Origin of the sequence: Flavobacterium agri, from assembly GCF_013401995.1 — a bacterium.
Taxonomy (GTDB): domain Bacteria; phylum Bacteroidota; class Bacteroidia; order Flavobacteriales; family Flavobacteriaceae; genus Flavobacterium; species Flavobacterium agri.
Map to the genome: position 1 here is coordinate 227,633 of NZ_JACBJI010000001.1, position 25,376 is coordinate 253,008.

A 25,376-nucleotide genomic window follows, 5' to 3' on the forward strand; every position below is an offset into this window, starting at 1 on the left:
ATTTTGTCTTTTATTAATCCTTGTCATCATCCGGATCTGTATTTTGGATTTCCAGCAACTTCGCATCGTTCTCTTCTTTTTTGCGCTTTTCGGCTTCCTTTTGCTCGCGTTTCTTGCGTCTTTCCTCACGCAACATGCGTTTCTCTTCTTTGCTTCTGTGGAAAAGTTCGCTGAACTGGTTGTAATCCATCGTGATGATGAACGCCACGCCCGTTTCGATCACCTGTCCTTGCAAGGCCATCTGGTATTCGTTTTTGCGGTAGGCGCGCACGGCATAGCGTCCGTCTCGCGTGAGTTGGTATTCGGCAGAAAGATCGCCTGCGATATTGTTCGTCTGTTCGTTGACCTGTTGCGGACCTTCGAGCCCGAAATTGCTTCCGACCGAAACCTTGAGCCTGTCGTTGAGTAGCGTTTTGGAAACCGCCACGTTAAGATCGGTGCGTTGTTCGCGTGCGCCCGTGGTGTAATCCTCAGACGATTCCAAATCGAAATTGAGTTCGATGCCGCTTACGAGTTCAGCCGCAAGGTTGTTCAATTGTTGAGACAATATCTTGCTCACGCTTTGTCGCGCAAAAGTTTCACCCGAAATACCGCCAGCCTCGCTCGCAAAAGGATTCTCGCCTATGAAACGGTTCAGCAACAACAATGCGAAAACCTGTTTGTTGAGTTCGGCCGGATCCTGTCGCAATTCGGCCAGTTTGGTACGTGCCGCGTCAACAATATCGGACGAGACGCCGTAGTTTTTGTCGGGCAGATCGATGTCGAATGAAATTTCGGGTTTCAACAATTGGCCTTTCATCATCAGTTTCGCCTGGAACGGAAGCCGTTGCTTGTACGTATTGCGCATCGAAGCCGTCGTTTCGGCTCCCAATTGGTTGCCCACAAGGTCGATAGGAGCGGTGTTAGCCGTGTAGATCGCGGTGATGTTGATGTCGGCCGTCGTGGGCTCGCCCGTCCATAAAATATAACTGCCATCGGCGATTTCGAACTTGCGCTTGATCAGGTTGAACGACATTTGGTAAAATCCTTCCTTGAGCTCATAACGTCCGGTGAGGCTGGTTTTTCCTGACGGATCGATGCCTCCGTTAAGACGCGCTTCTCCTTTAAGCTCGAGATAATCGCCGTTTCCTTTGTCAATCACGAGCGAGAGTTTGGCTTCTTTGTTGATCTCGATGTTCACGTCCACGTCCATGCCCCTGAATTTGGACGTCGAAAGCGAATCGGCGGCCGTCATGAGTTTTTCGTTGAGGTCGGGATTGTCGACGTCTATGAACTCGACGATGCCTTCGCGGTCGGCAATTCCGGGATCGGGCTGCGGCAGTACGACCGTAAAATCGGTTTTCTCGTTGATTTTGACCGAACCCGTGACGACCGGCTGGTTCAAATCGCCCGAAACGTCGAGACGCGTATCGAAATACAGTTTTCCGTAAAACAGGTCGTTGTCTTTTTGGGTAGAATTCACAGCACGGAAATCGTTGGCGCGAATCTTAAGGTCGAATCCGTAATCGCGGTAATTCTGCGTCAAAACGCGACCGTTTATGTTGAGCGTGTTGTTTTCCTCATCCTTGAACGAGAAATTGTCGAACGCTATGCCTTCGTCGGTAAACGAAATTTTTTCACGCTCTACTGCCAAAGCCGAATTGAGTTCGGTGATCGTGAATTTGGCGTCGTTGAAATACAGGTCGCCGTTGATGTTCGGGTCTTCGGGGCTTCCCGTAATCTTGAGTTTGCCCGACAGATAACCGCTGCTTTTCGAGATTTTGCCCATAGTGAACGCCTGCACGCTCGTCATCTGCAAACGGTTCATGTCCAGATCGAGATCGAAGGTTTTGGAGGCGCTGTTGTAATTCCCGTTGAGTTTCACGTCGTTTTCGTTGCCCGAAATCGTCACATCGGCGCGATACGTGTTGGCCACCGTATTGTCGACTTTTATGTTCACGTTGCCCACTGTGTCTTTGCTCACGGTGAGGTTGTCGATTGTCAAATCTGAAGTGAAAACCGGATTGGTCCGCAAATCCTTGAGATTGGCTTTTCCGTTGAGGTTGCCGCCGACAGAGAAGCCGTCTTTGGTTTCCTTCGACACCATTTTGGTGATCGTGCCGATCTTGAAATCGGTGAACGTCACGTCTACGGGCGCGTTCATATCCTGTCCGGCCGACTGTAGCCTGATGCTGCTTCCTTCTCTCGAAAGCTCAAAATTCTGGGCATTCACGCCTGCGTTACCGAGTTTAATCTCGTTTTCGGGCGCGATGGTCCACGGGTCGTAATTCAATGTCAAACCGTTCGGGTCGAGATGGATTTCGTTGATCTGGTCGACGGCCTTGAGATCGCCCGCAATCCTGTAATGTTCCTTGCCTTTCAAATCGCGCACGACCAAATTGTACGTGACCGTGTTGTTCTTGACGCTGCCGTTGATGTTCGTGTCCGGAAGCTGGAAACGCTCGTTCTCGATATTGTCTATGTTGAAGTTGTAGACGATGGAATCCTTCTCTGTACGGATGTCGATCACGCCACCCGAAATCGTATTCTCGGCATACACCAAACGCGGAATCGTGCCTTGTACCGAAATGCTGTCATTGGCCGAATCGTAGCCGCCTTCAATATGAATTGGTTCAAGTCGCGTGAGTTCGGGCACGAGTTTTTGCAGTACAGGATCGTTGTGCACATCGGCCTTGAACGCGAACGATTGGTCGCGCACATCTTCCTGCCTTGCCTCGGCTTTGGGTTTGGTCGTGTAATATTTGGCGATCGTGTTCGACAAGGCCGTCCCGACTTTGGTCAGCTTGAATTTGCCGTTCATTTCGGCTTTGAGGAATTGGGATTTGACATTGAGTTTGGTCGAATCCTCCGTAGATTCCGCCGTCGCGTGGATCGAATCGAGCTGGAATTGTTCCTTTTCGTTCGCGATCACGAAATGATAAGCGCTGACTTTTCCGTTGAGCATATCGGGATTGGTGTTTGCCATATCGGCTTCGACCTTGCCTTTGAGTTTCATCGGGCCCGCATGCAGGTTGAGTTTGTCGAGGTCGGCAATGTCGACATTGAGCTTGAGTTTTACGTTCGACGGATATTTGTCCTTGAAATTTCCGCTCGACACCAAATCGAACGTCAGGTTCGGGTCGCTCATATCGGCAACAGCGTTGAATCGGCCGTTTTTGATGTCGCCTTTGAGGTTGAGGTTTTTATACGTGTAGCCGTTGAATTCGGCTTTTTGTAATTTGCCGTCGAGTTTCGCGACCGCGGTTTTTGGGTCGAGTCCGGTTCCGACGACCTTGGCTTTAAGACTGATTTTACCGATAGAATCATTTTTGATGAGTTTCCCGAGGTCGAATTCGGCAAAAGCCACGTCGGCGTTATATTTCTCGCGATTCTTGACGCGTCCGTCGAAAAAGCCTTTGACTTTGGCGTTTCCGAAAGACGTCTTGACATCGAGGTTCGCGTTCATGTTTTTGGCCGAACCTTTAAACGTTCCGGCGAGGTTTATTTTAGACGGAAGCGCGATGCTTTCGGGAATCGTGCCTTTCGGGACGAAACTGTAAATGTCTTTCGCGGTCGTCTGGACTTGTTTGATGTCAAGGTCGAATCTAGCGTTTTTCACATCGGGCAATCCGACGATTCTTCCGCTTGCCGCGATTTTCGTATTTCCGATTCCGCTGACTTCAAGGTTCGGGATCGACAAATCCTTAAGCTTGCCTTTGAGTTTGCCGTTGATGAACACGACGGCTTTCGGGTTGTCCTTGAACGGATTCGTTTGTTCTAAGGTCGGCACGAAAAGCAGTACGTCTTCAAAAGCGATTTTCGAGTTTTTCAAATCGGCATCCAAAGCCAGTTCGCCGGGATTCTCCTTGAGCGATTCCAACGACGGATAACCCGCGATAAGTTTGTCGCGTACTTCTGTTTTCGGCGTTTTGAGGTACAGGTTTTTGGCAAACGCCTGTGTCGGCCCGTAATAGAATTCGGTTTGCAGCTGCTCGATCACCACGCCCGATTTGTCGCGCATTTTGAGCGATTGTACATTTCCTGAAACGACTTCGGGATTGTAACTCAAACGCGTGGCTTTGAGGTTGAAACCGCTTAGACCAAGATGTTTGTAGTCGATGCCTTTCTTGACAGGCGTAGCGTTTTGATCGTCGAACCTGAAGTCGATGTCGGATAAATCGGCTTGGGCGAGCTTGACGTTCCAACCCGTCGTCGTGGCTTTCGATTTGAGGTCGACCTCGCGGTTTATCTTGGCGACTTTGGTTTTTCCGAGCGTGAATCCGCCTTTGAGGCCGTTCATCTGCATGGCCGAAATGTCGAGCGTCTGTTTGCGGATGTCGGTCTTGTTGAACTTCATGCGCAATTTTTTGAGCGTCAATCCCGAATTGAGGTTCGTGCCGACATTGTCGTATCCGATCGCGATGCGCGTAAAATCGATTTCGCCGAGTTTGATGTCGACACCCGGATTTTGCGCAAGCGAATCGGCGACTTCTACGGTTTTCTCTCCGATTTCGCGTACGAGTTCGCCTTGCTTGAGTTTGAGACGCAATCCGTCCATCGTGATTTTCGGCACGTCGAATTTCGATTTGTCGAGGTCGAACTTCGTGATTTTGGTGTCGAAGTGATGCAGTGAAACCTCAAGGTCGTTTTTGGAAATCGCATCGTCGAAATGCACCTTGATGCGGTCGAGGTTGACGTCCTTGATCGAGATTTTCATCGGTTTGGCATCGGGATCCTTGGGTTTTCCCGAATCGAACGCCTTGATGATATAGTCGAAATTGAAAATGGAATCCTTGCTGCGCGTCACGTTGGCGTTGATGCCTTTGAGATCGACCGAATTGATCTGGACTTCGTTGCTCATGAGTTTGAACAGATCGATGTCGAGGGCGATCTTTTCGCCCAAAATCAACGTGTCGCCTTTCTGGTCCTGAAGATAAATGCCTTCGACGATGACTTTTTTGGGAAGACCGATCTCGATCCTGTCGATGCGTACGGGCGTCTTTATCTTTTCCTCTAGATATTTTACGGCTTTTCCCCGAAGGTAATCCTGTACCGACGGAAGCTGGATCAGCAACACCAAAAGCAAAAACAACCCGATGACGGAACCTACCGTCCAGGCCGATATTTTAAGTCCTTTGCGTACATATTTGTTCAAATTCCGCGCACTTTCTTTAAAGGTAAGCCATCGTACGGTCAATCCAATAGCGGATTGGATAATTTTACAATGTATTCACCTACAAAAGTGAAAGATTTTGCGGAATTTCGGTTATAGTGGAAGTTTTCGTTGTTGTATGATTTCCATTTGGGCTATATGCCTCGGACAATTATTCGTCACGCAGCACATGGATATGACCGTTGACCACGTTTTGCTGCACAGCGCCCGAAAAGGTGATATCAAAGTATTCGCCGATTTCAGGAACTTCAGATACCTGATAGGTTATTTCACCCTGCCATCCCACATTATCACTGCCTTGATTTGACACGAAGTACATAACTTGATCGTAATCGCCGTTCGGATTGTATTCCGGTGAATAATACGTGTTATGATCCGTGCTGTAATTCCTGATATAGAAACTGTTTGTTATTCCGGCTTCGATTTCCGGCCCTTCAGCGCTAATGCTGATATATTCCGTACCATCTTGAAGCGTTTCGATTTTAGCGGTTATGTTTTGATTGTAAAGCATCGGAGCCTCAGAATTTATGGAAAGAGAAATGACTTCGGCTGAGTTTACAACATTAGAAGTGTCATCGGAAGAGCAACCGAACAAGACAAGCGAAGCCAAAAGGGCGGGATAGATAAAATTTCTCATGGTAGGTTTTTTCTTTCAGACGCTGAGATTTGCATTTGGTTGCGTCCCAAACAAAAAAAACCTCCCGAAATCGAGAGGTCTATCAGAGAAAAAAACTAAAAATCAGATGTTGAGCAAAAACGTCTCCTTATTCAGGGCAGACGTATGGAATTGCCAGTTGATGCTCAAAACTTCGGTCAAAACCTTCTTGAGCTGCGTAAAATCGTTGGGTTTGCGGATGTAGATGTTCGCGCCGTTGATGAACGTGTCTTCCATATCCTTTTCGGAATTCGAGGTCGAATAGATCGCCACCGACAAATCCTTGAATTTGTCTATCGTACGGATTTCTTTCAAGCATTCCACACCCGACTTGTACGGCATGTTCAAATCGAGGAAAAGGATGTCGGGACGCTTGTTTTTCGTGTCTTCAAGATAGGCGACCAGATCGCGTCCGTCCTCGAGCATGTTGAGGCTGGTCTCGATCTTGAGTTCGCTCAGCGCATCGCTGAAAATGCTTCTGTCGTCCTGGTCGTCGTCGACCAATAGTATTTCAACAATGTTCTTGTCGTGGATCATAAAGTAGGGGTTAGGATGTAAATGTAAGGATTAAATGATACCGTGTTTCTTAATTACAACTTAATTTTAACGGGAATGTAAACATTGAAAACCGAACCTTCGCCGGGTTTGCTGTCGGCTGTGATGAAGCCGTGATGGATGTGGGCGATCTTGCGGCAAATGGCCAATCCGATGCCCGTTCCTTCGTATTCCATCTTGCCGTGAAGGCGTTGGAACAACTCGAAAATCTTGTGTTTGTAAACAGGGTCGAAGCCGATGCCGTTATCGGATACGGAAATTTTCCAGAATTCCCGATTGCCTCTGTCTTCTATTTTTACCGTTTCGGCCGAAATCCTGATGATAGGCGCTATATCTGGTTTGGCGTATTTGAGCGCGTTCGACACGAGGTTGTGCAGCAATTGCTGGAATTGAAGCGGTACGACCGAAATCGAAGGCAAATCGTCGTTTTCAATCACCGCGTGTTTTTCCGAAATCACTTCCTCAAGCCCCGATTTCACTTCTTTGAGCAATTTATTAAGGCTGGTTTTAGCGAATCTGATGTCGTCCGAGTTCATACGCGAATATTCCAGAAGCGATTGGATCAGGTTCTGCATGCGCGATGTGGCCGAAGTAAGTCGATCAAAATAGTCCTTCGATTGTTCCGAAAGCTTTTCACCGTCTTTTTCGAGGATGCGCCCCGCGAACATATTGACCTTTCGCAGCGGTTCCTGCAAATCGTGTGAAGCGATGTAATTGAACGATTCGAGATCTTCGTTCGTCGATTGCAGGTCGAGGTTTTGTGACGTGAGTTTTTTGTTCAAATCCTTGAGCTCCATCTCCGATTGGATGCGGTGCGAAATATCGCGCGCAACGACGAGTACCGCATAAATTTCCCCGTCTTTTCTCAACGGGATCAGGAAATCTTCAAAATACACGTCGGCCACCGCCGATTTATACACGAGATTGTGAACGGTTTCGCCCGAAAGTGCGCGCAATACGTCGCGATGTCCTTGTCCGTTTTCGGCATTGGGATACACTTCGAGAATCTTTTTGCCGAGAATGGAATCGGTAAACCCGTACATTTTTTTGGCGGCCTGGTTCACGGCAAGGAATTCGAGTTCTTTGCCGTATACGACGATCACGTCGATCGATGCGTTGAAAACGATGTCCGAAAATTCCTTTTGCCGTGTCAATTCCTGTGTCTGACGCAAGATTTCGGCCGTGCGCGCCTGCACTTTCTCCTCGAGCACGTCGTTTAGCGTCTTGGCGTCGTGTATGTCGGAACAGCTGCCGATATAACCCGAAAATTCTCCGTCGGTCTCATAACGCGGTACGCCTTTGTCGCACATCCATCGGAATTCTCCGTCGTGTCGCAACAGACGGTATTCGAGTTCGTAAGGCTGACGTTTGTCGAAATGTGAGGAGAAAATAGAAAAACAACGCTCCAGATCGTCGGGATGGATGCATTTCTCCCATCCGTCGCCGAGCATGCTGTCGAACGTCTGGCCTGTGAAGTCGAGCCAGCCTTTGTTCACGAAGTCGCATTGCTTGTCGATTCCCGACATCCAGATCAAGATTGGAGCCGTGTCGGCAATCATGCGGAAACGATCGTCTATATCAGGGCTTTTTTTTAGGCTCTTGGAGTCGGGCATGTGGCATTGAGTGAAGCGGGTTCTTAACAAATATAACCTTTTCGCTTAGGCCGACTTCTTAAATTATTTATAAAACGAGCTCCGAAAGCAGGCGTTGAAGTGTGGCTTCAGGATCGGACGTAAACCCCGGATGCGGGCGCGACGTCTGGATTACTGTGCTTCTTACGGCAGTCAGCCATCGGAATCTTTCGGCGATTTCCATCTGTCCGATCGGACCCGAATCCTTTGTGCCTGCGGCAATCTTTTCAAGAGACGAAAGATTGGCCAGAACCTGTGCCGTATCGGTTTCGTTGCAAAACGCGCGCAGTTTGGTCTCGCTTAACGTGCAGACGGCTTTGAGGAATTTCTTTCGCTTGCAGAACAAAATGATGCCGGCATTCAAAAATTCTTCGCGTTCGACTTTGGGCACGACGCGGATCACGGCAAATTCATAGAGCTGCTCTTGCATCGTCGGCCTGTTTTATGAAGATATTCGAATTGTCCCTGCGGACTTTTAGAAACGTGAGATATACCGCGCGAATTTCATCGGGAAGCAGTTCGGATTCTTCCCAATGCAACCAATCGTCGGGAATCAGGTTGACGATTCCGGACAAAACTTCGTCTGTCAAAATCTTCTTGAATTCCGCATCGACAGTTTGCAATTCGGTGGCTTTCCTGAGCAGAACGTGGTCTTTCACCATCGCGAAAGGACTTTTGGCGTGACCTTCGGGATCGGTGAACGAATGATGGAAATACAAAGACGCACCGTGGTCGATGAGCCACAATTCCTTGTGCCAGATCAGCATGTTCGTATTGCGGAACGTACGGTCGACATTGGTCAGGAACGCGTCGAGCCATACGATCTGCGAAGCCAGTTTCGCATCGATTTCACTCACGACGGGATCGAACGTGATCGCACCCGACAAATAATGCATCGCAAGATTGAGTCCTTGGGAGAATTTGAGCAGATCCTGGATTTCCTCGTCGGCTTCCGATTGCCCGAACGCTTCGTCGAGATAGGCGAAAACCAGTTCGGGGGTGTGCAATCCGAGTTTTCTTGCGATTTCGCCTCCGATCAACTCGCCGATCAGCATTTTGACGCCGTGTCCCGCGCCGCGGAATTTCAACACATATTTGAAATCGTCGTCTCCTTCGGCAAGCGCCGGTAAAGAACCGCCTTCGCGCAGCGGCAAAATATAACGCGTAACGGTGATCGTTCGTAAGCTCATGGCACAAAAATAGGGATTGGCCGGGAGTTTTGACAAGTTCCGGATCGATTCGGCAATAAAATTTTGGGAATCAGGTTATTATTCGAGACCGATGCTTATGAAAACAACCACTAAACTTCTCGTACTCAAATCTGTTATCTTCATTTTGCTTTTCACAAGCGGTTTTGGAAGCGAACGACGCAAATCAAGTCTTCAGAATCAAGCGATTCCCGAATCGGCGAACGTTTCTGAATCTGACAGGAATTTCAAGACCATCCACATTTTCGTGGCGTTGTGCGACAATAAATACCAAGGCATCGTTCCCGTTCCCGCAAAAATTGGCAACGGGCAAGACCCGAATAATAACCTGTATTGGGGTTGCGGTTTTGGCATCCGCAGTTATTTCAGGAAAAGCGCCGAATGGAAATTCATCAGCAGCAAAAAACTCGATTCGCAACGCTTCGAACGCCTTGTATTCAAACACAAAACCAGCAATTTTTATTTGGTCGCCGATGCGTACGACGGACGTTACATCAAACAATGCACCCAGGATTTCCTCAAAAGCGCGGCGGGCCAATTGAAAGATACGTTGAAAGTCGGCCAGACTTTCGATCGGGATCGACGGTAATTCAAGTCTTGTGGCGTACATCGGTCACGACGGACTCATGGATTTCGACCTCGAGAATACCTATAAAAATGCCGACGGAAGCAAACGCGACGCCATAGTCCTGGCGTGTTACAGCAAGAGTTATTTCGCGCCTTATCTAAAATCGGCTAAAGCGAATCCGATGGTTTGGGCAACGAATTTGATGTGTCCCGAAGCCTATACGGTTCACGATGCGATCAGCGGTTATGTCAAAGGCGAAAACAATGAACAGATTCGGACGCGTACCGCACAATCGTATTCGAAATTCCAGAAATGTAGTTTAAAAGCGGCGAGGGGTTTGTTGGTGACGGGGTTTTGATAAGCAGGGGAGGCCTTGTTATCTTGAGAAATGCCGCATAGGCTTGGTTCTACGATTAAATTTGTTGAAATTAAATTTCGGAAACATTGTCTTTAACAAGTTTGAAATCCTTATTTTGTCTAAAAATCCATTCTATGAGGCGACTGTTGATTTTTGGAGCGCTGATTTATCAAAGTTTTTGTCCAGCTCAAAAAAAAGCGGATTTTGCTCCCAACCTTCGCTACATAAAACTTTTCAAATTCCAAGATGGTTTTCTTGCAAAAGCAGAATTGAGGGATTACAAATATCGGGAGACTTCTAGCTTTCATTATTATAAAGATTCGGTTGGAGCCGAATTTCAAATAAAGAAGGGTTTTGCAATAAGGGATATGGCCGAAAGCTATTCTAAATATTATTGTGTTCTGGCTGGAATCAATAGCCTGGAATTGTTCGAATCTGACAAACAAAAAATCGATTGGAAAAAAAAATACTCAATCAAAGGGCGTAGCGATTGCAAATTGCTGGTTTCGGGTTCAAGAATCCTTTTGATTACGAACGCTGGAATCCATCACAATTTCAGAAACCCAAACACTTTTGAGACTTGCAGTTGGAGTGAAACCCTCGCTCCGGCACATATTTTCGATTACAGAACAGAATGCGTAATGAAAGGAAGTGACTTCTATATCGCTAATGATAACGGCGAATGGGGTGGAATCTTGGCAAAATTGACCTATGACAAAGATTCGGGTAAATTCACTTTTAAAAAGTTGCTTGAGGATAATGCCGAAAAAATAGTTGAAATAAACGGCAATTTATATGTTTTGGCGTTATTGCAGCACTTGAGTTTGCATCATAATGTTCTCTACAGGATCGATGATGACGACAAACCAATCGTCATTTTCAAAGAGAAAGGTTTTTACAGTCGCAGTGGCGAAACAGAACACGAAATCTTGGCCGATATTTATGATTGGCGATCGACAATCGGAGAGTCGCTAATTTTATCCATCACGAATTCCGAACAAAAGCTTTATCTAGCTTTGGACGGAAAGGGGATTTTTAGTGTGTCCGACGGATTCAAATTGGAAAAAATAACGGATATTTCAATCGACGGTGAATACCTGCTTGATGATGATAAATTTAAAGTTACCATGTCTGACCAACTCGAATCTTTCCAGATTTTTGGAAACAAAGCCTATGTTTTTCATCGGATTCCGAAAATAACCAAACTCGATTTGGTCAATAATTAGCGGAAGAAATTCTTCTTCGATTTTTCTACCATATTGATCTTTACGATGTCGCCGCCAGCAATCGCATAAACACGATCGTTCTGTGCCGGTTCCATAATCCACTTTCCCGTAAACTCTCCGAAAGCTGGTAAAATCATCTGGTTTTTCGACTGAAAAAAACACGGCAAATCCATCGATTGCCTTCCCGAACCTCGCAAATTGATGCCCGGATGGATGTGGCCGCAAAACGTAAAATAACCGTCGCGTTCCTCGGGCTCGTGCGTGAAAAGGAACGGTCCGACTTTTAATTCCGAGGCGATCGCCATCCCGACCGCTTCATATTTCTCGGGCTTCAAAATATCGTGGTTGCCGATGATCAGCAGGAAATTTTCAGGTCTATTGTTGATCCAATCCTCGAACAAATCCCATTCCTTGTTGAGTTTGGAGTGGAACAGATCACCGAGAAAGCAAATGATTTCCGCTTCGAAATAATCGGCAACCGAAGTCAATCTTTCGAAATTTCCCGTGAAAGCGGTCTTGGGCAACGCGATGCCGTGCTTGCGGAAATGCGAGATTTTTCCCAAGTGCACATCCGAAATCAGCAGCATGTTTTTTTCCTTCCAGAAAACCGCGCCCGACGCATGCAAAACAAAGTGGTTGTCGTGAATTTTAATCTCTAAAGTCATGCTGTCCCTTTCATGTATGAGGCCGTCATTTTGGCGATGCGCTCGGCCAAAGTTTCGCTCGAAAGCTTTTCGCGCAGTCGGTCGGTGATGATCGGGAAGCTGAACGGTGTCGGCTTTTTGCATTGTTTCCACACGATTTCCTGTGACGCGATTCTTTCCAAAGATTGGATGAGACGGCCTTCTTCCAATTGGTGTTCGAACGTTTCCCGATACGCCTGCTGCAAAAGTAAGTTATCGGGTTCGTAATCGCGGAAGACTTCGAACAAAAGTTGGGTAGAGCTTTGCAGGTGTTTGGCTTTGACGGTTTTTCCCGGATAACCTGAAAACACCATTCCGGCGATTACGGAAATGTCGCGGAATTTCCGCCTCGCCATTTCGGTCGCGTTCAAACTTTTCTGCAAATCCTGATGGACGAACCTCGGCGTGAACAGATCGTTGTCGATCACCGATTGCATGTCGATTTCCTTGTCGGACAACAGTTCGAAACCGTAATCGTTGTATGCCAAAGAAAATGTAATCGGCTCCAAAAGCGAGATGCGATAGGCGAGTAGCGACGCCAAAGCCTCGTGCACGAACCGGCCTTCGAACGGATAGAAAATCGCGTGGTAACCTTCGCGTGTTTTAAACGTTTCGATCAGGAATTGGTCGGCTTCGGGAACGATGGATTCTTTGCGCTGGCGTTTGAAAATGGGTTCCATCGCATGCAGTTCGGGCGATTTTTTGCCGTGGTTCGCCGAGTACAATTCCTGTCGCAACAGTTCGCTCATTTGTGCCGAAAGTGCTAATCTTCCGCCCATCCATGAAGCGAAACGCGTCGGTTTCCGTGTTGCCGATTTGACCAAAACCTGCATGTTTTTAATCCGATATAATTCCAACTGACGACCCGCAAATTGGAACACGTCGCCGGGTTTCAATTTGGAAATGAACCATTCTTCGATAGAACCGATAAATCCGCCCGAGAAGAATTTCACTTGCATCACGGCGTCGCTTACGATCGTTCCTATAGACATTCTGTGTTGCGTCGCGATAGATCGTTTGTTGATTTTATAACGTCCGTCGGCTTCGATTTCGACTTTTTTGTATTCGTCGTAAGCGTGCAGGCTTTGGCTTCCGTGCACGATGAAATTGAGACACCATTGATAGTCTTCCCGCGTCATCGCTTGGTAGCAGAACGTCGATTTGACTTCTTCGAAAATCCCGTCCGGAAAAAATCCGTCGGAAACCGCCAGCGTGTTGAGATACTGGATTAAAACATCCCACGAATTCAAATACGGGATGCGATCTTCGACTACGTTTTTTTCGACCGCTTTTTTGAGTGCCGATGCCTCGACGAGTTCAATCGCGTGCGTTGCCAAAAAGTAAATCAGACTTTCCTTTCCGGGTTTGTGGTTCGATCGTCCGGCGCGCTGCATAAATCGCGCGACGCCTTTCGGCCCGCCGATTTGGATGATGGTTTCCACGGGCGCAAAATCGACGCCCAAATCGAGACTCGAAGTGCAGACGACGGCTTTGAGTTTTTCGTCGCGTATGGCGTTTTCGACCCAAATCCTCACGTCGCGGTCGATGCTTCCGTGGTGCATCGCGATTTCGCCTGCAAACTCAGGATATTTGTCTAAAAGCCTTTGATACCAAAGCTCGCAAGCCGATCTGACGTTCGTAAAAATCAAAGTTGTTCTGCTTTCTTTGACGATTCTTGCGACGTCGTCGATCAAATGAAAACCCATGTGTCCGCGCCACGGATAGCTTTCCATTTTGGTCGGAATGATGGAAATGACGTTTGTCTTTTTATGTAAAACGGCTTTGACCAAAACCGAATTTTCGTACGCTTCGGAATCCGGTCCGAGCAACACTTGGCGTGCTTGTTCAAGATTTCCGATCGTGGCCGAAATACCCCAGATACGCAAATTCGGGGCGATGGTTTTGAGTCTTGAAAGTGCGAGTTCCATTTGTACGCCGCGCTTTGTTCCGAGCAGTTCGTGCCATTCGTCGACTACGATCGCCGAGCAGTTTTTGAACGTGTTCGGATAGTCTTTCGAAGCGAGTAAAAGCTGTAGACTTTCGGGCGTCGTAATCAGCAGATCGGGCATTTTTTTGGATTGTTTCGCGCGTTCTGCCGAAGTCGTGTCGCCGGAACGGATCGCGACTTCAAACGGAACGCCCAAACCTTCTACGAGTCGTTCTGCGGCTTGTTTTATTTCGACGGACAATGCGCGCAAAGGCGTGATCCAAATCGCTTTCAAGCCTGGTTTATGTTTAGTGAAGTCGGGATTTCTTTTGAGGTAATCGAGCATGATCGGCACCCAAAGAGCGTAGGTTTTACCGCTTCCGGTCGGCGCGTTCAACAGCCCGTGTTTGCCTTGCAGGAAAGCCGTCCACGTTTCTTTTTGGAACGCGAACGGTTGCCAGCCTTGGGATTCGAACCAGGATTCGGCTTTTTCGAAAAGTTGTTTGCGGTTTGCCACTAATGTAAATTTTTAGCCACGGATGGCACGAATATCACTAATTTTTTGAAGCGTATTTCAGCGGTTTTTATTTGTGTAATTCGTGTCATTCGTGGCCGCTTAACAAATCAAACTCTTCAGATCTTCAATCGAATTCGCGTCCTCGATTTTTTTGTCATGCCGCCAACGTAAAATCCTCGGAAACCGAGTCGCTACACCGCTTTTATGCCGTTTCGACAACGCGATTCCCTCAAACCCGATCTCGAAAACCAATTCAGGCGTCACGCTGCGAACCGGACCGAATTTTTCGATGGTGTTGCGTTGTATCCAATTGTCTACCTGACGGAATTCGGCATCGGTCAAACCCGAATACGCTTTTGCGAACGTCACAAGCTCGCGTTCGCCGTCTTCTTTGTCTTGCCACAATGCAAATGTGTAATCGGTGAAAAGGTTCGAGCGTCGCCCATGGCCGCGCATGGCATACGTCAAAACGGCGTCGATCGCGAGCGGTTCGATTTTCCACTTCCACCAATCGCCTTTTTTGCGCCCGACCTGATAAGGCGAATCGTTGCGTTTGATCATCAAGCCTTCGGAATGCAGTTCGCGCGAACGTTCTCTTTCAGACGCGACTTCTTCCCAGGTATCCAGGCAAATCCGTTCAGATAAATGCAGCGGAATTTTTCCAAGGGGAATTTCAGAAAACAAGACTTCGAGCAATTTCCGTCTTTCTTCATACGATTTGTTTCGGATGTCTTCACCTTTCCACTCCAATAAATCGTATGCTTTGATGATACAAGGCGTGGATTTCAATATTGATGCGGAAACCGTCTTTCGTCCGATCCGCGTCTGCAAATCGTTGAACGTTCCGATTTCGCCATTCGGAAACGGAAGGATTTCGCCGTCGATTACCGTTCCATCGGGAATCACGTCTAAAAACGGATGGAATTCGGGGTATTTGTCGGTGACCAATTCCTCGCCACGCGACCAAATGAACAGGTTTCCGTCGCGGATGATGGTTTGCGAACGGATGCCGTCCCATTTGTGCTCGATGCTCCAATCTTTGGCGTCGCCCAAATCTGAAACGTTGTCTTCGACCGCATACGCCAAATAAAACGGATACGGTTTCGACAGGAAATCAGAACTTTTTTCCTCTAAAATCAATTCTTGGAACGATACCGAATTCGGATCCCATTCGCCCATGAGTTTGTGTGCGATCAAATCCTCGTCTACGTTCACGGCCTTCGACAACGCTCTCGTCATGAGTTTCTGGCTTACGCCGATGCGGAAACTTCCCGTAATCAATTTGGTAAAGACGAGACGTTCGTAAAAATTGAGAGACAGCCAGTTTTGGTGAAGATACGAGCGTTTTTCTTCGTCGGTTTTCTTTTTGAGCGCAATCATTTCGCGCATGTATTCGGTAAGCGGTTTGTCGGAATGTTCGCGTGTCACGGGAATCACGAGCGCAATCGTTTCGGCCAAGTCGCCCACGATGTGATAACTTTCTTCAAATAGCCACATCGGGATATTCGCGAGCTCGTTGGCCCAAATGCGCAACAAAGTCGTATTGACCGGACGCGGCGGACGACGGTGCGACAAAATCGCGATCGTCCAGACTTTGTCGGTATCGGAGGCGTTTTTGAAATAATTCGCCAAAGCGTCGACCTTGACCGAAGTCTTGTTCGAGGAATCGAGGGCTTTTATGAGGTTGGCGAAGTTTTTCATATCGGTAGATTCAGCAACGAATGGCACGAATGGCACTAATTTTTTGGAGCGTATTCAGCGGTTTTTATTTGTGGAATTCGTGTCATTCGTGTCATTCGTGGCTTTACTTTAAAAATGTCTTGATACTCTTTTCTTGGTGGATGTCTTCGGGAATGTTGATTTCGGTGGCGTTTTCGAGTTCCTTTTCGGATGTTTCGTCACCTTCGCGGCTCGTACCCATTTCGGCCGATTCGCCTTCGTATTGTGTTTTCGCGGTTCTTGCGTCGTAGCCCAATTCTTCCCGGAGATAGCGCGAAAAAATATCCGAATAACCGTGCGTGGCAATCACTTTTTCGCATCCGGTGGCTTTGATCGAATCGAGTAGTCCGTACCAATCGCAATGGTCCGAAAGCACGAAACCTTTGTCTATGGCGCGTCTTGCGCGAGCGCCTCGGAACGCCATCCAACCCGAAGCCGTAGCGGTCACGAAAGGCGACATCTTGCGAAGCCATATCGAACCGTGGGCGCTTGGCGGAGCGACGACGATGTTTCCGAGCAGGTCTTCTTTTTTTGTGTCGCGCGTAATCAGTTCGGTAGGCGGTAAATCGACGATCTGGCGGACCACTTGCGTCATGTTTTCGACCGCGCCATGGGTGTAGATTTTTCCGATCGAGGTGTCGAGATGTTTGATGATGTTCTGGGCTTTGCCCAAAGTGTAACCAAAAATAACGGATGTTTTCCCTTCGGCTTGGTTTTCTGCCCACCACGTGTTCATGTCATCGAACACTTCCTGTTGCGGCAGCCAGTTGAAAGCGGGTAGGCCAAATGTACATTCGGTAATGAACGTATGGCATTTCACGACTTCGTAAGGTGTAGAAAGCCCGTCGTCCTGGGTTTTGTAATCGCCCGTAAAGACCCAAATTTCGCCTTTGTGTTCAACGCGCACCTGCGAACTTCCGACGATATGACCAGCCGGAAAAAGCGAAAACGTCACACCGTTCACGGTAAAAGTCTCGCCCCATTCGACACCGGCCACATTGATATCGCCCAAACGGTGTTTGATGATCGGGACATTAAAATGATGCGTGATGTAATTTTTATGTCCCCAACGCGAATGGTCGGAATGCCCGTGCGTGATGATCGCGTTCGTGACGGGTTTCCACGGATCGAGGTAAACGTCGGCGACCTCGCAGTAAATACCGCGGTCGTTGAAGACAAGGAGTGGTTTCTTTTTCGCAGGCAATTCGTTATCGTTTTTGGTGACTGTATTAAAGTTAGGGAATAGGGTTGTGGTTGAGGATTTGATTTGGGGAAGTTTAACGTTTGTCACAGCACTCAAATGTTAATGATATGTCAGAAACGCAACATCCGAAATCCTAAAGCCCTAACTTTAAGTAACTACAAAACGACACGACATGAAACGAATTTTTCTCCTTGCAGTATTGCTGGTCGCTTCGGCCACGTATTGCCAGACCGATGCCGAACTTTGCCAGCAGGCGCAAACGGCTTATCAGCAAAACAATTTCAACGATGCGATCAAGTTAGCGGGGCGTGCTTTGGCTAAAAATCCCGATGCGCCTTGCCGTCGGGTGCGCATTGATGCGGCTATGCGCGACAACGAATCGTCGGTGAATTATCTGATGGCGATCAGCGACCTGGATTATCTTTTGGCTAAAGGCGACAAGAGTGAGCCGAATTATAAAAACTTGGGCAACGCCGAAGCAGGTTTGGCCAAAATGCATTTCGACAACCAGAATTTTGCCGAAGCGTCCAAGCACTACCAAAAAGCCAAAAATGCGTACACATCGGCCAAAGGAATTAGCGGTACGACCGATTACGATGCCCCAATCGCCAATGCCGACAATCAGATGAAACAGGCGACGGCACAAAAGAAATGACGTAAATACAAGTGATATGAAAGGTTTTGTATTCCTGTTCCTATTAACAGGAGCTTTTCGGTTGTTCGGACAAACTCCGGACGACTGTTCCGATGCGCAAAAATTGTACGCCCAAGGCAAATACGAAGAGGCGATAAAAGCCGTCGGCCGCGGACTTACCAAGAATCCCGACAACCGAGATTGCCGAAAAATCAGGATAAACGCGGCCATGCGCGAAAGTCCGACCGCCCAAATGTATGCGATCGCGTTGACCGATTTGGGCTATCTCGTCGATCACGGCGACAAATCAGAATGGACATATGAGCGTATTGCCGTCGCCGAATCGGGTCTTGCCGCACAATTATACGAAGTGCGCGATTACCAAAATGGACTCAAGCATTACAAGGTCGCCAAAGAAGCGTTGCAAAAGGCTAAAAACGCAAACGGCGGATCGGTTTACGACAAGCGGCTCGAAGATGCCGATACCTATATCATGCAGGTTCAGGCCGAGATGAAGCCTTAACGAATATTGAAATAAGATGCCAGAAGGTCCGACGCTTTCCATACTCAAACAAAAAACCGCGCATTTTGAAGGCCATAAAGTGCTCAAAGCTACGGGAAATGCCAAAATCGACATCGATCGGCTCGTGGGCAAAAAAGTCGTTTCACTCCAAACTTGGGGCAAACATTTCCTGATTTCGTTCGACGATTTTTATGTGCGCGTGCATTTTTTGATGTTCGGCTCTTATGCGATCGATGAAACGCGCAATGCCAAAATCCGGCTCGGGTTGACGTTTTCCAACGGCGTGCTCAATTTTTACGCGTCGAACGTAAAGCTCTTCGAAGGCAAGGTCGAGGACGATTACGATTTTTCGGCAGACGTGATGAATCCCGATTGGAGCGAACCCAAAGCGCGCAAAAAACTCAACGCGATTCCCGACGAAATGATTTGCGATACCTTGTTGGAACAGGATATTTTCTCGGGCATCGGCAATATCATCAAGACCGAAATCTTGTATAGGGCGCGTATCCATCCCGAATCCAAAACCAGGGAAATTCCATCGGCCAAAAAGAAAATCCTGCTTGAGCAAGCGGTTTTGTATCCGCAGCAATTCCTCGATTGGAAAAAGAAAAACGAACTCAAGAAACATTGGGAAGCCTATGCCCAAAAAACGTGTAAACGTTGCGATTTGCCTTTCGTAAAGAAGGAAACCGGTAAAAAGAAAAGGCGTAGTTTCTTTTGTGCGAGATGTCAGGTAAAGTATTGATTTGTTGGTAATTGGATGTTGTGAATAGTGAATAGTGAATGGTGAATGGTGAAATGTGAGATGTAAGATGTAGGATGTAGGATGTAAGGATAGGGCCGGGAGTTTGTCATTATGCTTAGCATTTGGACTCGATCTCCAATCCCAATCACTATTCACCATTCACCATTCACTTTCACATCCCACATTTTATTACATTTGCCCAAACAACTTCTATGAAACGTCCGTCACGACTGCAAAAAGGCGATACCGTTTATTTGTTGAACATTGCGCGCAAAGGCGTTTACGATCCCGATTTCGTCACGAGGACTTTCGACGGTTGGGGACTTAAGACCATTATCGGCGAAACGATTTCCGAAGACAGCTATTGCCAGTTTTCGGCCAATCCAGAAGTCCGTTTGCGCGATCTGCAAAACGCGCTCGACGACGAAAACGTGAAGGCTGTTTTCTTTATGCGCGGCGGTTACGGAACGGTGCAGATTCTCGACAAGATCGATTTCTCGAAGTTTTCAGAACACCCGAAATGGCTCGTCGGTTTCAGTGACATTACGTATCTGCATTCGCACATTAACCGTAATTTCAACATAGAAACGATACACGGTGCGATGCTTTTCGGATTCGCTACGGCCGGCCCTCGCGATCTGGAAAGTATGAAGACTTTGCTTTTTGATGCCAATCCGACGTTTGAATTCGATGGATTGGAGAATCACAAAAACACAAATGTAAAAGGCGAATTGGTTGGTGGAAACCTATCGATTTTGCACACCGTCATAGGAACTCCTTCGGATATCGATACCAACGGAAAAATCCTGTTCATAGAAGACACCTATGAAAACCTCATGAGCATCGAACGAATGCTGTATGCGATGAAACGCTCGGGTAAATTCGATAATCTCAAAGCGCTTTTGGTCGGCGATTTCATCATTCCGCTCAAGGACAACGAAACCAGCAATTGCATGGTGCCCGAGTTTCCTGAACCCGATGAGTATACGATCCAGACGGCGTTCCGCTTGTTGTTGCTCAATTTCTTTGAGGAATACGATTTTCCGATCGTTTTCGGATTGCCGATGGGACACAGGCCCGATCTTAACGTCGCGCTTAACCTGGGGCGCGAAGTCCGTTTGGACATGACTGCAGACACTTTGCGTTTGACATACGGATCATGAAAGCGAGCGAAATTCTGTTACAGTTCGACGAAAACAAATCCATTTCGCAAACCGCGCTCGATTTGTTGGCCGATGAAGAACATCCGTTACGACAAGAATTGGTCCACGAATTCCGAAACCATAAGAACAGGGATTTTGCTTTGGCACTTTTGGAGGCGTTCGCGTCTATCCGGCGCAGGCCGTATCCCGAAAATTACGATATCGGCTGCACGTCGTTGATGTTCGCGTCTTATCTTTTGGGCATGCACGGCGAGATTTCCGATTGTATAACCGTATGGCAAACCAAAACCATAGATTTCGACACGTTTTGCGGATTCGACATTCAGCTTGTTCCCATTGCGGGTATCAAACCGACGATCGAATTCCTCAAAAAATCGGACCATGAAGATGCCGAAGACGCTTTAAAATATATTCTCGAATGCGAGCAAGCGGGCGATTTCGGTTTCCAATACGACTTTAGCGCAACAGAGGAATTGCCTTGGTTTATCTGAGCAAAAAAAAAACCGCCCGTTTCGGGGCAGTTTTAGCAATTTACAGGTACTGGGATATCTTAGATAACGGTAACGTTTACTGCGCTTGGTCCTCTTTTTCCCTGTTGTACTTCGTAAGTAACTTTGTCGTTCTCACGAACACGGCCATTCAATCCTGTAACGTGTACGAACAGGTCAGCACCTCCGTCTTTTGGGGTGATGAATCCGAAACCTTTGGTTTCGTTGAAAAATTTGATGGTTCCTTCGTTCATTTTGAAAAGAAAATAAATGTTAAAGTGCCAAAGATAGTTTTAATTAATTGGCAGACAGTATTTTTTTTAAGATTTTCAAAAAAAAAATTCATTTTTCGTTTTTCGGACGTGTTAAGCTGCGCCCAGAGCGGGATGGCTTGCTTTTGGATTTTTCCAAAACCACCCTTTTGACCGCCGGATTTTGTTCGATATGCGTGATGGTATAATTCGGAAGACTGCGGAAAAGCTGCGTCAAATTGCGAAAACCATACGCTCTCGGATCGAAACTCGGATCGATCTTGCGCAAGGTGAGTCCCAATTTTGAAATGTACACTTCTTCTTCTCCTTCGGTAGACGAAATGTCGAACGCTTTATCGATAAACGCCAAATCTACGTTTTCGGGTTTGTCGTATTCATTTTCGGCGGTTTCAGCTTGTTTGTGTATCCCGGCCGCGAGGATGTTTTCGCTGAACGTGAAAATCTCGCACGATTGTACGAACGCTTTCGGGGTTTTCTTCTGTCCGATTCCCATCATGAAAATGCCTTCCTCGCGAATGCGTTTGGCGAGTCCGGTGTAATCGCTGTCGCTCGAGACGATACAGAAACCGTCTATGTTTTTTCCGTGAAGGATGTCCATAGCCTCGATGATGAGCGCGCTATCGGTAGAGTTCTTGCCCGTCGTATACGAGAATTTCTGCACCGGATTGAACGAATATTCGTTGATGATGTCTTTCCATCCGTTCATTTGCTGCTGTGTCCAATCGCCGTAAATGCGTCGGATCGTGGCTTTGCCGTATTTCGAGACTTCCTCGAGCATCGCGCCCAGAAGTTTGGGTTGGGCGTTGTCGCCGTCAATGAGTACGGCTATGTTGAAGTTGTTTTTTTCCAAGGTTTTTGTTTAAAGGTAGGGCTTAATCGGATAGGGCGGAATTTATTTTTCGACGACAGCGATCATCGGACCGAAATTCCCGTCGAGATCGTATCGCTTCTTCGAAGGAATGTACGCGCGCGACACGAATCCGTCAAGGTAAAGCGCATTTTTACAGCCTGCGTTTTTAAAGAACATAGCGAAATCGTAAAAGTTGATTTCCTTGTCGGTTATCGCCAGCAATACGTTTCCATTTGGCAAAATCCCGACGCCGTTGCGGATGTTCAGGTTCGTCGAGCCTTGTTTGAACGCCGGATGCAATTTTCCATCGATCACAAGCATCGGACCCGATTGCGTGGCAAATGCGATGTCGGTTCTTTTCACGCAATTCCCGGTCGGGCAAACGAACGCGTATTCTTTGTCTGTTACGTAAAACCGTCCGTTCGGATGCAGGTAATAATTTCCGACGCCGTCCGAATTGTCGGCCACGGTGAGCATCTTTCCATTTTCCACAAACAAACCTTGAGGCGAAAAATCTTTCTTGAACATACCGGCGTTCATCAGACACACAACTTTACCGTTTTGGGTTTCGATGTGCTTCTTGAGATTGCCCAATGTGCCGATGCGGTTGCCTTTGTCGTCCTTCCAGAACAATTTGATTTCCGATTTCGAAAGATCGGCCACATAAGACGTAATCGCTACCGACGGCGTGGTCTGGTACGACAACAGCAAAACGAAAAGCGGGAGAACGAGCAGTTTTTTCATGCCGACTAAGTTAAACGATTTCGAGGTTCGGTTCCGGGTGCGTAGCTTTGCGAAAAACCGAAACGTGAAAAAAATTATCGCCTGTTTGCTTTTTGCGCAGATTTCCTTTGCACAAACCGTTTATCCGACTTTGGGAAAAATCATTGCTAATGATGCTTCATTCTCCCAAATTGTTTCTCCCGACGCCAAAATCGAAGTGCTTGGCAGCGGATTCGTATGGGCGGAAGGTCCGGTTTGGGTGAGCGATGACGATTATTTGCTATTTTCCGATCCGCGACAGAACGCGATTTTCAAATGGAACGAAAAAGAAGGCATCACGACCTGGCTCAAGCCTTCGGGTTATACCGGCCACGGGTTTTACAGCGACGAACCCGGCTCGAACGGATTACTCATCAACCAAAAAGGTGAACTCGTGGCTTGCGAACAAGGTGATCGTCGCATTTCGCGCATGAAGCCCGACGGTGGCGGCAAAATAACCGTCGCCGATAATTTCGAAGGGAAGCCGTTCAATTCGCCGAACGACATTTGCGAACATTCGTCGGGCGCGTATTATTTTACCGACCCGCCTTACGGATTCCAGGGCATGAAAGACGATCCTACCGACCGTACCGAGGTTTTCGGCGTGTATCGCGTCTCGCCCGACGGAAAAGTGACCCGAGTTGTCTCGAATCTCAAACGTCCGAACGGGATTTTGCTGTCGCAAGACGAAAAAACGCTTTACGTGAGCCAAACGGATCGCGAAGCCGTAATCATGTCGTATCCCGTAAAATCTGACGGTTCATTGGGCGAAGGCAAAATTTTCTTCGATCTGCGTCCGTACAAAACCGCGGCCGACGGTATGAAAAAAGACAAATCGGGCAATATTTTCACAGGCGCAGGCAACGGTATTATGGTGATTTCGCCAAAAGGCAAGTTGCTCGGCAAGATCGATACGGGCGTTCCCACGGCCAATTGTGCGTTCGGCGACGACGGATGGCTTTACATCACGGCCGGGAAATACGTGTGTCGCGTAAAGACCTTGACGTCGGCACGGTAATTAGCAATTGTGTGATGAAGTAACAATCAGTTCTTGCTGTATTTGTTGCGATATTCCACAGGCGTCAAACCCGTGACTTTCTTGAATACGTCACGAAACGATTTGGTGTCGGTGTAGCCCACGTCGTACATGACTTCGTTGACATGCTTCAGCGAGGCTTCGAAACTTCTTTTGGCCGACTCGATGCGCACGCGCTGGATGTATTCGCTCACGGTATTGTTCGTCGCACTTTTAAAACGTCTTTCGAAACTGCGACGGCTTACGTTCACCTTGTCGGCGAGTATGTCGATCGTGATTTTTTCGGTAAAATTGTCTTCGATGAAGTCCTGCGCTTTGAGGATTTCTGGGTCGCGATGGTCTTTTTGCGCGCGGAAAATCGTGAATGCGTTCTGGTTGTCGCGGTCGATGTCTATCGCAAAATACTTGGCCGACAAAATGGCGATGTCGCGATTGGTGTGCTTTTCGAGCAGATACAACAACATGTTCCAGATCGAATTCGCGCCTCCGCTCGAATAAATGCGACCTTCATCGGTGATGATCGCGCCGTCGACAATCTCGACATTCGGGAACTGGCTGCGGAATTCGTTGTAATAGGCCCAATGCGTTGAACACCGCTTGCCGTCGATAAGTCCGGTATCGGCCAACAAGAAAGCGCCAAGGCATAAAGAAGCGATTTCTGCCCCTTGTTTGTGCATGTCCACGATCCACGAAAGTGCAGGTTTGTTGCGTTCCAATGCTTGTGGCAAATCGCCGTAAACCGCCGGAATCACGACCATGTCGGTTTGTTTTACATCGTCGAGCAGCTTGGAAACCGTTATCGTATATTCTCCGTCCTGTGCCTTGATATGGCGTTCGAGCCCTACGAATTCGACGTCGAACAAAGGCTCCTGTCCGCTTGCCTCAAGGAATTGGTTTGCGGTATTGAACAATCGATAAGCAGGCGTAACGGCTTCGATCACGGCACTTTGGGGTACATAAACGGATACCTTTTTCATGGTTATGGGTCAGTTTCTTACAAATGTAGCAAAACCATTGGCACGATTTCCCCTTTATCGCGACGCAAAAACACAGTGTGGAATCGTACGCCTATTCCCAATTTTGTATAATCCAAAACAGGCATCATGAAAATCCATCCGATGATCACATTCCACGGGAATTGCCGAGAGGCGCTCGAATTCTATCGCGAGTGCTTCGGCGGTGAGTTGGTTGTGGAAAAATTATCGGGAGACATTCGGCGCTGTCTTCCGCAATCGCTGCGAAACCTTGTCGTACGGGCAAAACTCATCACGCCCGATTTCACTTTATACGGTTCAGATTTAGGAGATACGACGATGAGAGGGAGAATTTCTATCCTCATCGGTTCAGAAGATGTTTCCGAAACCGCAACGCTGTTTGAAAAATTGTCGACTGACGGAAAAATCACCACTAACTTTGAAGATGTCGGAAAAAACCAGATTGCAAGCGTCATAGACCGCTTCGGTGTCGAATGGCTTTTTTTGAAAAGCTGAGCGTTAAAGT

The 25,376-nt window shown here is 47.6% G+C and carries 24 protein-coding genes; 10 read left to right on the forward strand and 14 right to left on the reverse strand.

Features of this window, described 5'->3' with window-relative positions:
- Positions 1-13: 13 nt before the first annotated feature.
- The 6 genes from HZF10_RS01140 to HZF10_RS01165 all read right to left on the reverse strand — a co-directional run bounded on the left by HZF10_RS01140 (position 14) and on the right by HZF10_RS01165 (position 9,183).
- Entirely contained in the window at positions 14-5,134 is a 5,121-nt protein-coding gene (locus HZF10_RS01140) for a translocation/assembly module TamB domain-containing protein (RefSeq protein WP_176004333.1), read from the reverse strand.
- A gap of 169 nt (positions 5,135-5,303) precedes the next feature.
- Positions 5,304-5,789, reverse strand: coding sequence for a hypothetical protein (locus tag HZF10_RS01145; protein WP_176004334.1), 486 nt, complete (start codon positions 5,787-5,789; stop codon positions 5,304-5,306).
- A 102-nt stretch (positions 5,790-5,891) separates the two neighbouring features.
- Positions 5,892-6,344, reverse strand: coding sequence for a response regulator (locus HZF10_RS01150; protein WP_176004335.1), 453 nt, complete (start codon positions 6,342-6,344; stop codon positions 5,892-5,894).
- Between the two features lie 53 nt (positions 6,345-6,397).
- Positions 6,398-7,975 (reverse strand): PAS domain-containing sensor histidine kinase, encoded by a 1,578-nt coding sequence (locus HZF10_RS01155; RefSeq protein WP_176004336.1) that lies wholly within the window; start codon positions 7,973-7,975, stop codon positions 6,398-6,400.
- A 67-nt stretch (positions 7,976-8,042) separates the two neighbouring features.
- On the reverse strand, positions 8,043-8,423 hold the full coding sequence (locus HZF10_RS01160; RefSeq protein ID WP_176004337.1) for a DUF3037 domain-containing protein: 381 nt from the start codon (positions 8,421-8,423) through the stop codon (positions 8,043-8,045).
- A complete protein-coding gene (locus HZF10_RS01165; RefSeq protein ID WP_176004338.1) occupies positions 8,404-9,183 on the reverse strand; it encodes a HipA family kinase in 780 nt (259 codons plus the stop codon). Before HZF10_RS01165 ends, HZF10_RS01160 begins: the two co-directional genes overlap by 20 nt.
- Before the next feature lie 97 nt (positions 9,184-9,280).
- On the opposite strand from HZF10_RS01165, the gene HZF10_RS17995 reads away from it, so the two are divergent.
- The 3 genes from HZF10_RS17995 (at position 9,281) to HZF10_RS01175 (ending at position 11,353) form a co-directional block, all read left to right on the forward strand.
- Positions 9,281-9,790 carry a hypothetical protein gene (locus HZF10_RS17995; RefSeq protein ID WP_246282423.1) on the forward strand — a complete coding sequence of 170 codons (510 nt, stop codon included), beginning with the start codon at positions 9,281-9,283 and terminating at the stop codon, positions 9,788-9,790.
- Positions 9,791-9,800: 10 nt separating this feature from the next.
- A complete protein-coding gene (locus tag HZF10_RS18000) occupies positions 9,801-10,127 on the forward strand; it encodes a hypothetical protein (RefSeq protein ID WP_246282424.1) in 327 nt (108 codons plus the stop codon).
- A gap of 134 nt (positions 10,128-10,261) precedes the next feature.
- A complete protein-coding gene (locus tag HZF10_RS01175; protein WP_176004339.1) occupies positions 10,262-11,353 on the forward strand; it encodes a hypothetical protein in 1,092 nt (363 codons plus the stop codon).
- Here HZF10_RS01175 and pdeM read toward each other — a convergent pair.
- From pdeM to HZF10_RS01195, 4 genes are all read right to left on the reverse strand, one after another.
- Positions 11,350-12,018 (reverse strand): ligase-associated DNA damage response endonuclease PdeM, encoded by a 669-nt coding sequence (gene pdeM / locus HZF10_RS01180; RefSeq protein WP_176004340.1) that lies wholly within the window; start codon positions 12,016-12,018, stop codon positions 11,350-11,352. The two genes, HZF10_RS01175 and pdeM, sit on opposite strands and share 4 nt — an antisense overlap.
- Positions 12,015-14,480, reverse strand: a complete 2,466-nt coding sequence (locus HZF10_RS01185) for a ligase-associated DNA damage response DEXH box helicase (RefSeq protein WP_176004341.1) — start codon at positions 14,478-14,480, stop codon at positions 12,015-12,017. The genes pdeM and HZF10_RS01185 overlap by 4 nt, the downstream gene beginning before the upstream one ends.
- A gap of 99 nt (positions 14,481-14,579) precedes the next feature.
- Positions 14,580-16,181, reverse strand: coding sequence for an ATP-dependent DNA ligase (locus tag HZF10_RS01190; RefSeq protein WP_176004342.1), 1,602 nt, complete (start codon positions 16,179-16,181; stop codon positions 14,580-14,582).
- 103 nt (positions 16,182-16,284) lie between these two features.
- Positions 16,285-17,403, reverse strand: coding sequence for a ligase-associated DNA damage response exonuclease (locus tag HZF10_RS01195; protein ID WP_176004343.1), 1,119 nt, complete (start codon positions 17,401-17,403; stop codon positions 16,285-16,287).
- Between the two features lie 172 nt (positions 17,404-17,575).
- Here HZF10_RS01195 and HZF10_RS01200 point away from each other — a divergent pair, with 172 nt between their 5' ends.
- From HZF10_RS01200 to HZF10_RS01220, 5 genes are all read left to right on the forward strand, one after another.
- The gene (locus HZF10_RS01200; protein WP_176004344.1) at positions 17,576-18,058 is read left to right on the forward strand and encodes a hypothetical protein; all 483 of its coding nucleotides are present in this window, start codon (positions 17,576-17,578) and stop codon (positions 18,056-18,058) included.
- A gap of 16 nt (positions 18,059-18,074) precedes the next feature.
- Positions 18,075-18,560: a hypothetical protein gene (locus tag HZF10_RS01205; protein ID WP_176004345.1), complete on the forward strand. Its 486-nt coding sequence runs from the start codon at positions 18,075-18,077 to the stop codon at positions 18,558-18,560.
- A gap of 16 nt (positions 18,561-18,576) precedes the next feature.
- A complete protein-coding gene (locus HZF10_RS01210) occupies positions 18,577-19,305 on the forward strand; it encodes a DNA-formamidopyrimidine glycosylase family protein (RefSeq protein ID WP_176004346.1) in 729 nt (242 codons plus the stop codon).
- Between the two features lie 212 nt (positions 19,306-19,517).
- The gene (locus HZF10_RS01215; protein WP_176004347.1) at positions 19,518-20,468 is read left to right on the forward strand and encodes a S66 peptidase family protein; all 951 of its coding nucleotides are present in this window, start codon (positions 19,518-19,520) and stop codon (positions 20,466-20,468) included.
- A complete protein-coding gene (locus tag HZF10_RS01220) occupies positions 20,465-20,959 on the forward strand; it encodes a hypothetical protein (RefSeq protein WP_176004348.1) in 495 nt (164 codons plus the stop codon). Before HZF10_RS01215 ends, HZF10_RS01220 begins: the two co-directional genes overlap by 4 nt.
- Positions 20,960-21,018: 59 nt before the next feature.
- Here the strand turns inward: HZF10_RS01220 and HZF10_RS01225 are convergent, their stop codons facing one another.
- The 3 genes from HZF10_RS01225 to HZF10_RS01235 all read right to left on the reverse strand — a co-directional run bounded on the left by HZF10_RS01225 (position 21,019) and on the right by HZF10_RS01235 (position 22,822).
- Entirely contained in the window at positions 21,019-21,210 is a 192-nt protein-coding gene (locus HZF10_RS01225; protein ID WP_176004349.1) for a cold-shock protein, read from the reverse strand.
- An 88-nt stretch (positions 21,211-21,298) separates the two neighbouring features.
- Positions 21,299-22,078, reverse strand: a complete 780-nt coding sequence (locus HZF10_RS01230) for an NYN domain-containing protein (RefSeq protein ID WP_176004350.1) — start codon at positions 22,076-22,078, stop codon at positions 21,299-21,301.
- 42 nt (positions 22,079-22,120) lie between these two features.
- The gene (locus HZF10_RS01235; protein WP_176004351.1) at positions 22,121-22,822 is read right to left on the reverse strand and encodes a phosphodiester glycosidase family protein; all 702 of its coding nucleotides are present in this window, start codon (positions 22,820-22,822) and stop codon (positions 22,121-22,123) included.
- A 64-nt stretch (positions 22,823-22,886) separates the two neighbouring features.
- Between HZF10_RS01235 and HZF10_RS01240 the strand changes: the two genes are divergently transcribed.
- Complete coding sequence (locus HZF10_RS01240) at positions 22,887-23,858, forward strand: SMP-30/gluconolactonase/LRE family protein (RefSeq protein ID WP_317171572.1); 972 nt, start codon at positions 22,887-22,889, stop codon at positions 23,856-23,858.
- 26 nt (positions 23,859-23,884) lie between these two features.
- Here the strand turns inward: HZF10_RS01240 and HZF10_RS01245 are convergent, their stop codons facing one another.
- Entirely contained in the window at positions 23,885-24,853 is a 969-nt protein-coding gene (locus HZF10_RS01245; protein ID WP_176004353.1) for a GlxA family transcriptional regulator, read from the reverse strand.
- A 126-nt stretch (positions 24,854-24,979) separates the two neighbouring features.
- On the opposite strand from HZF10_RS01245, the gene HZF10_RS01250 reads away from it, so the two are divergent.
- Entirely contained in the window at positions 24,980-25,366 is a 387-nt protein-coding gene (locus HZF10_RS01250) for a VOC family protein (protein WP_176004354.1), read from the forward strand.
- The last annotated feature ends 10 nt before the right edge of the window (positions 25,367-25,376 follow it).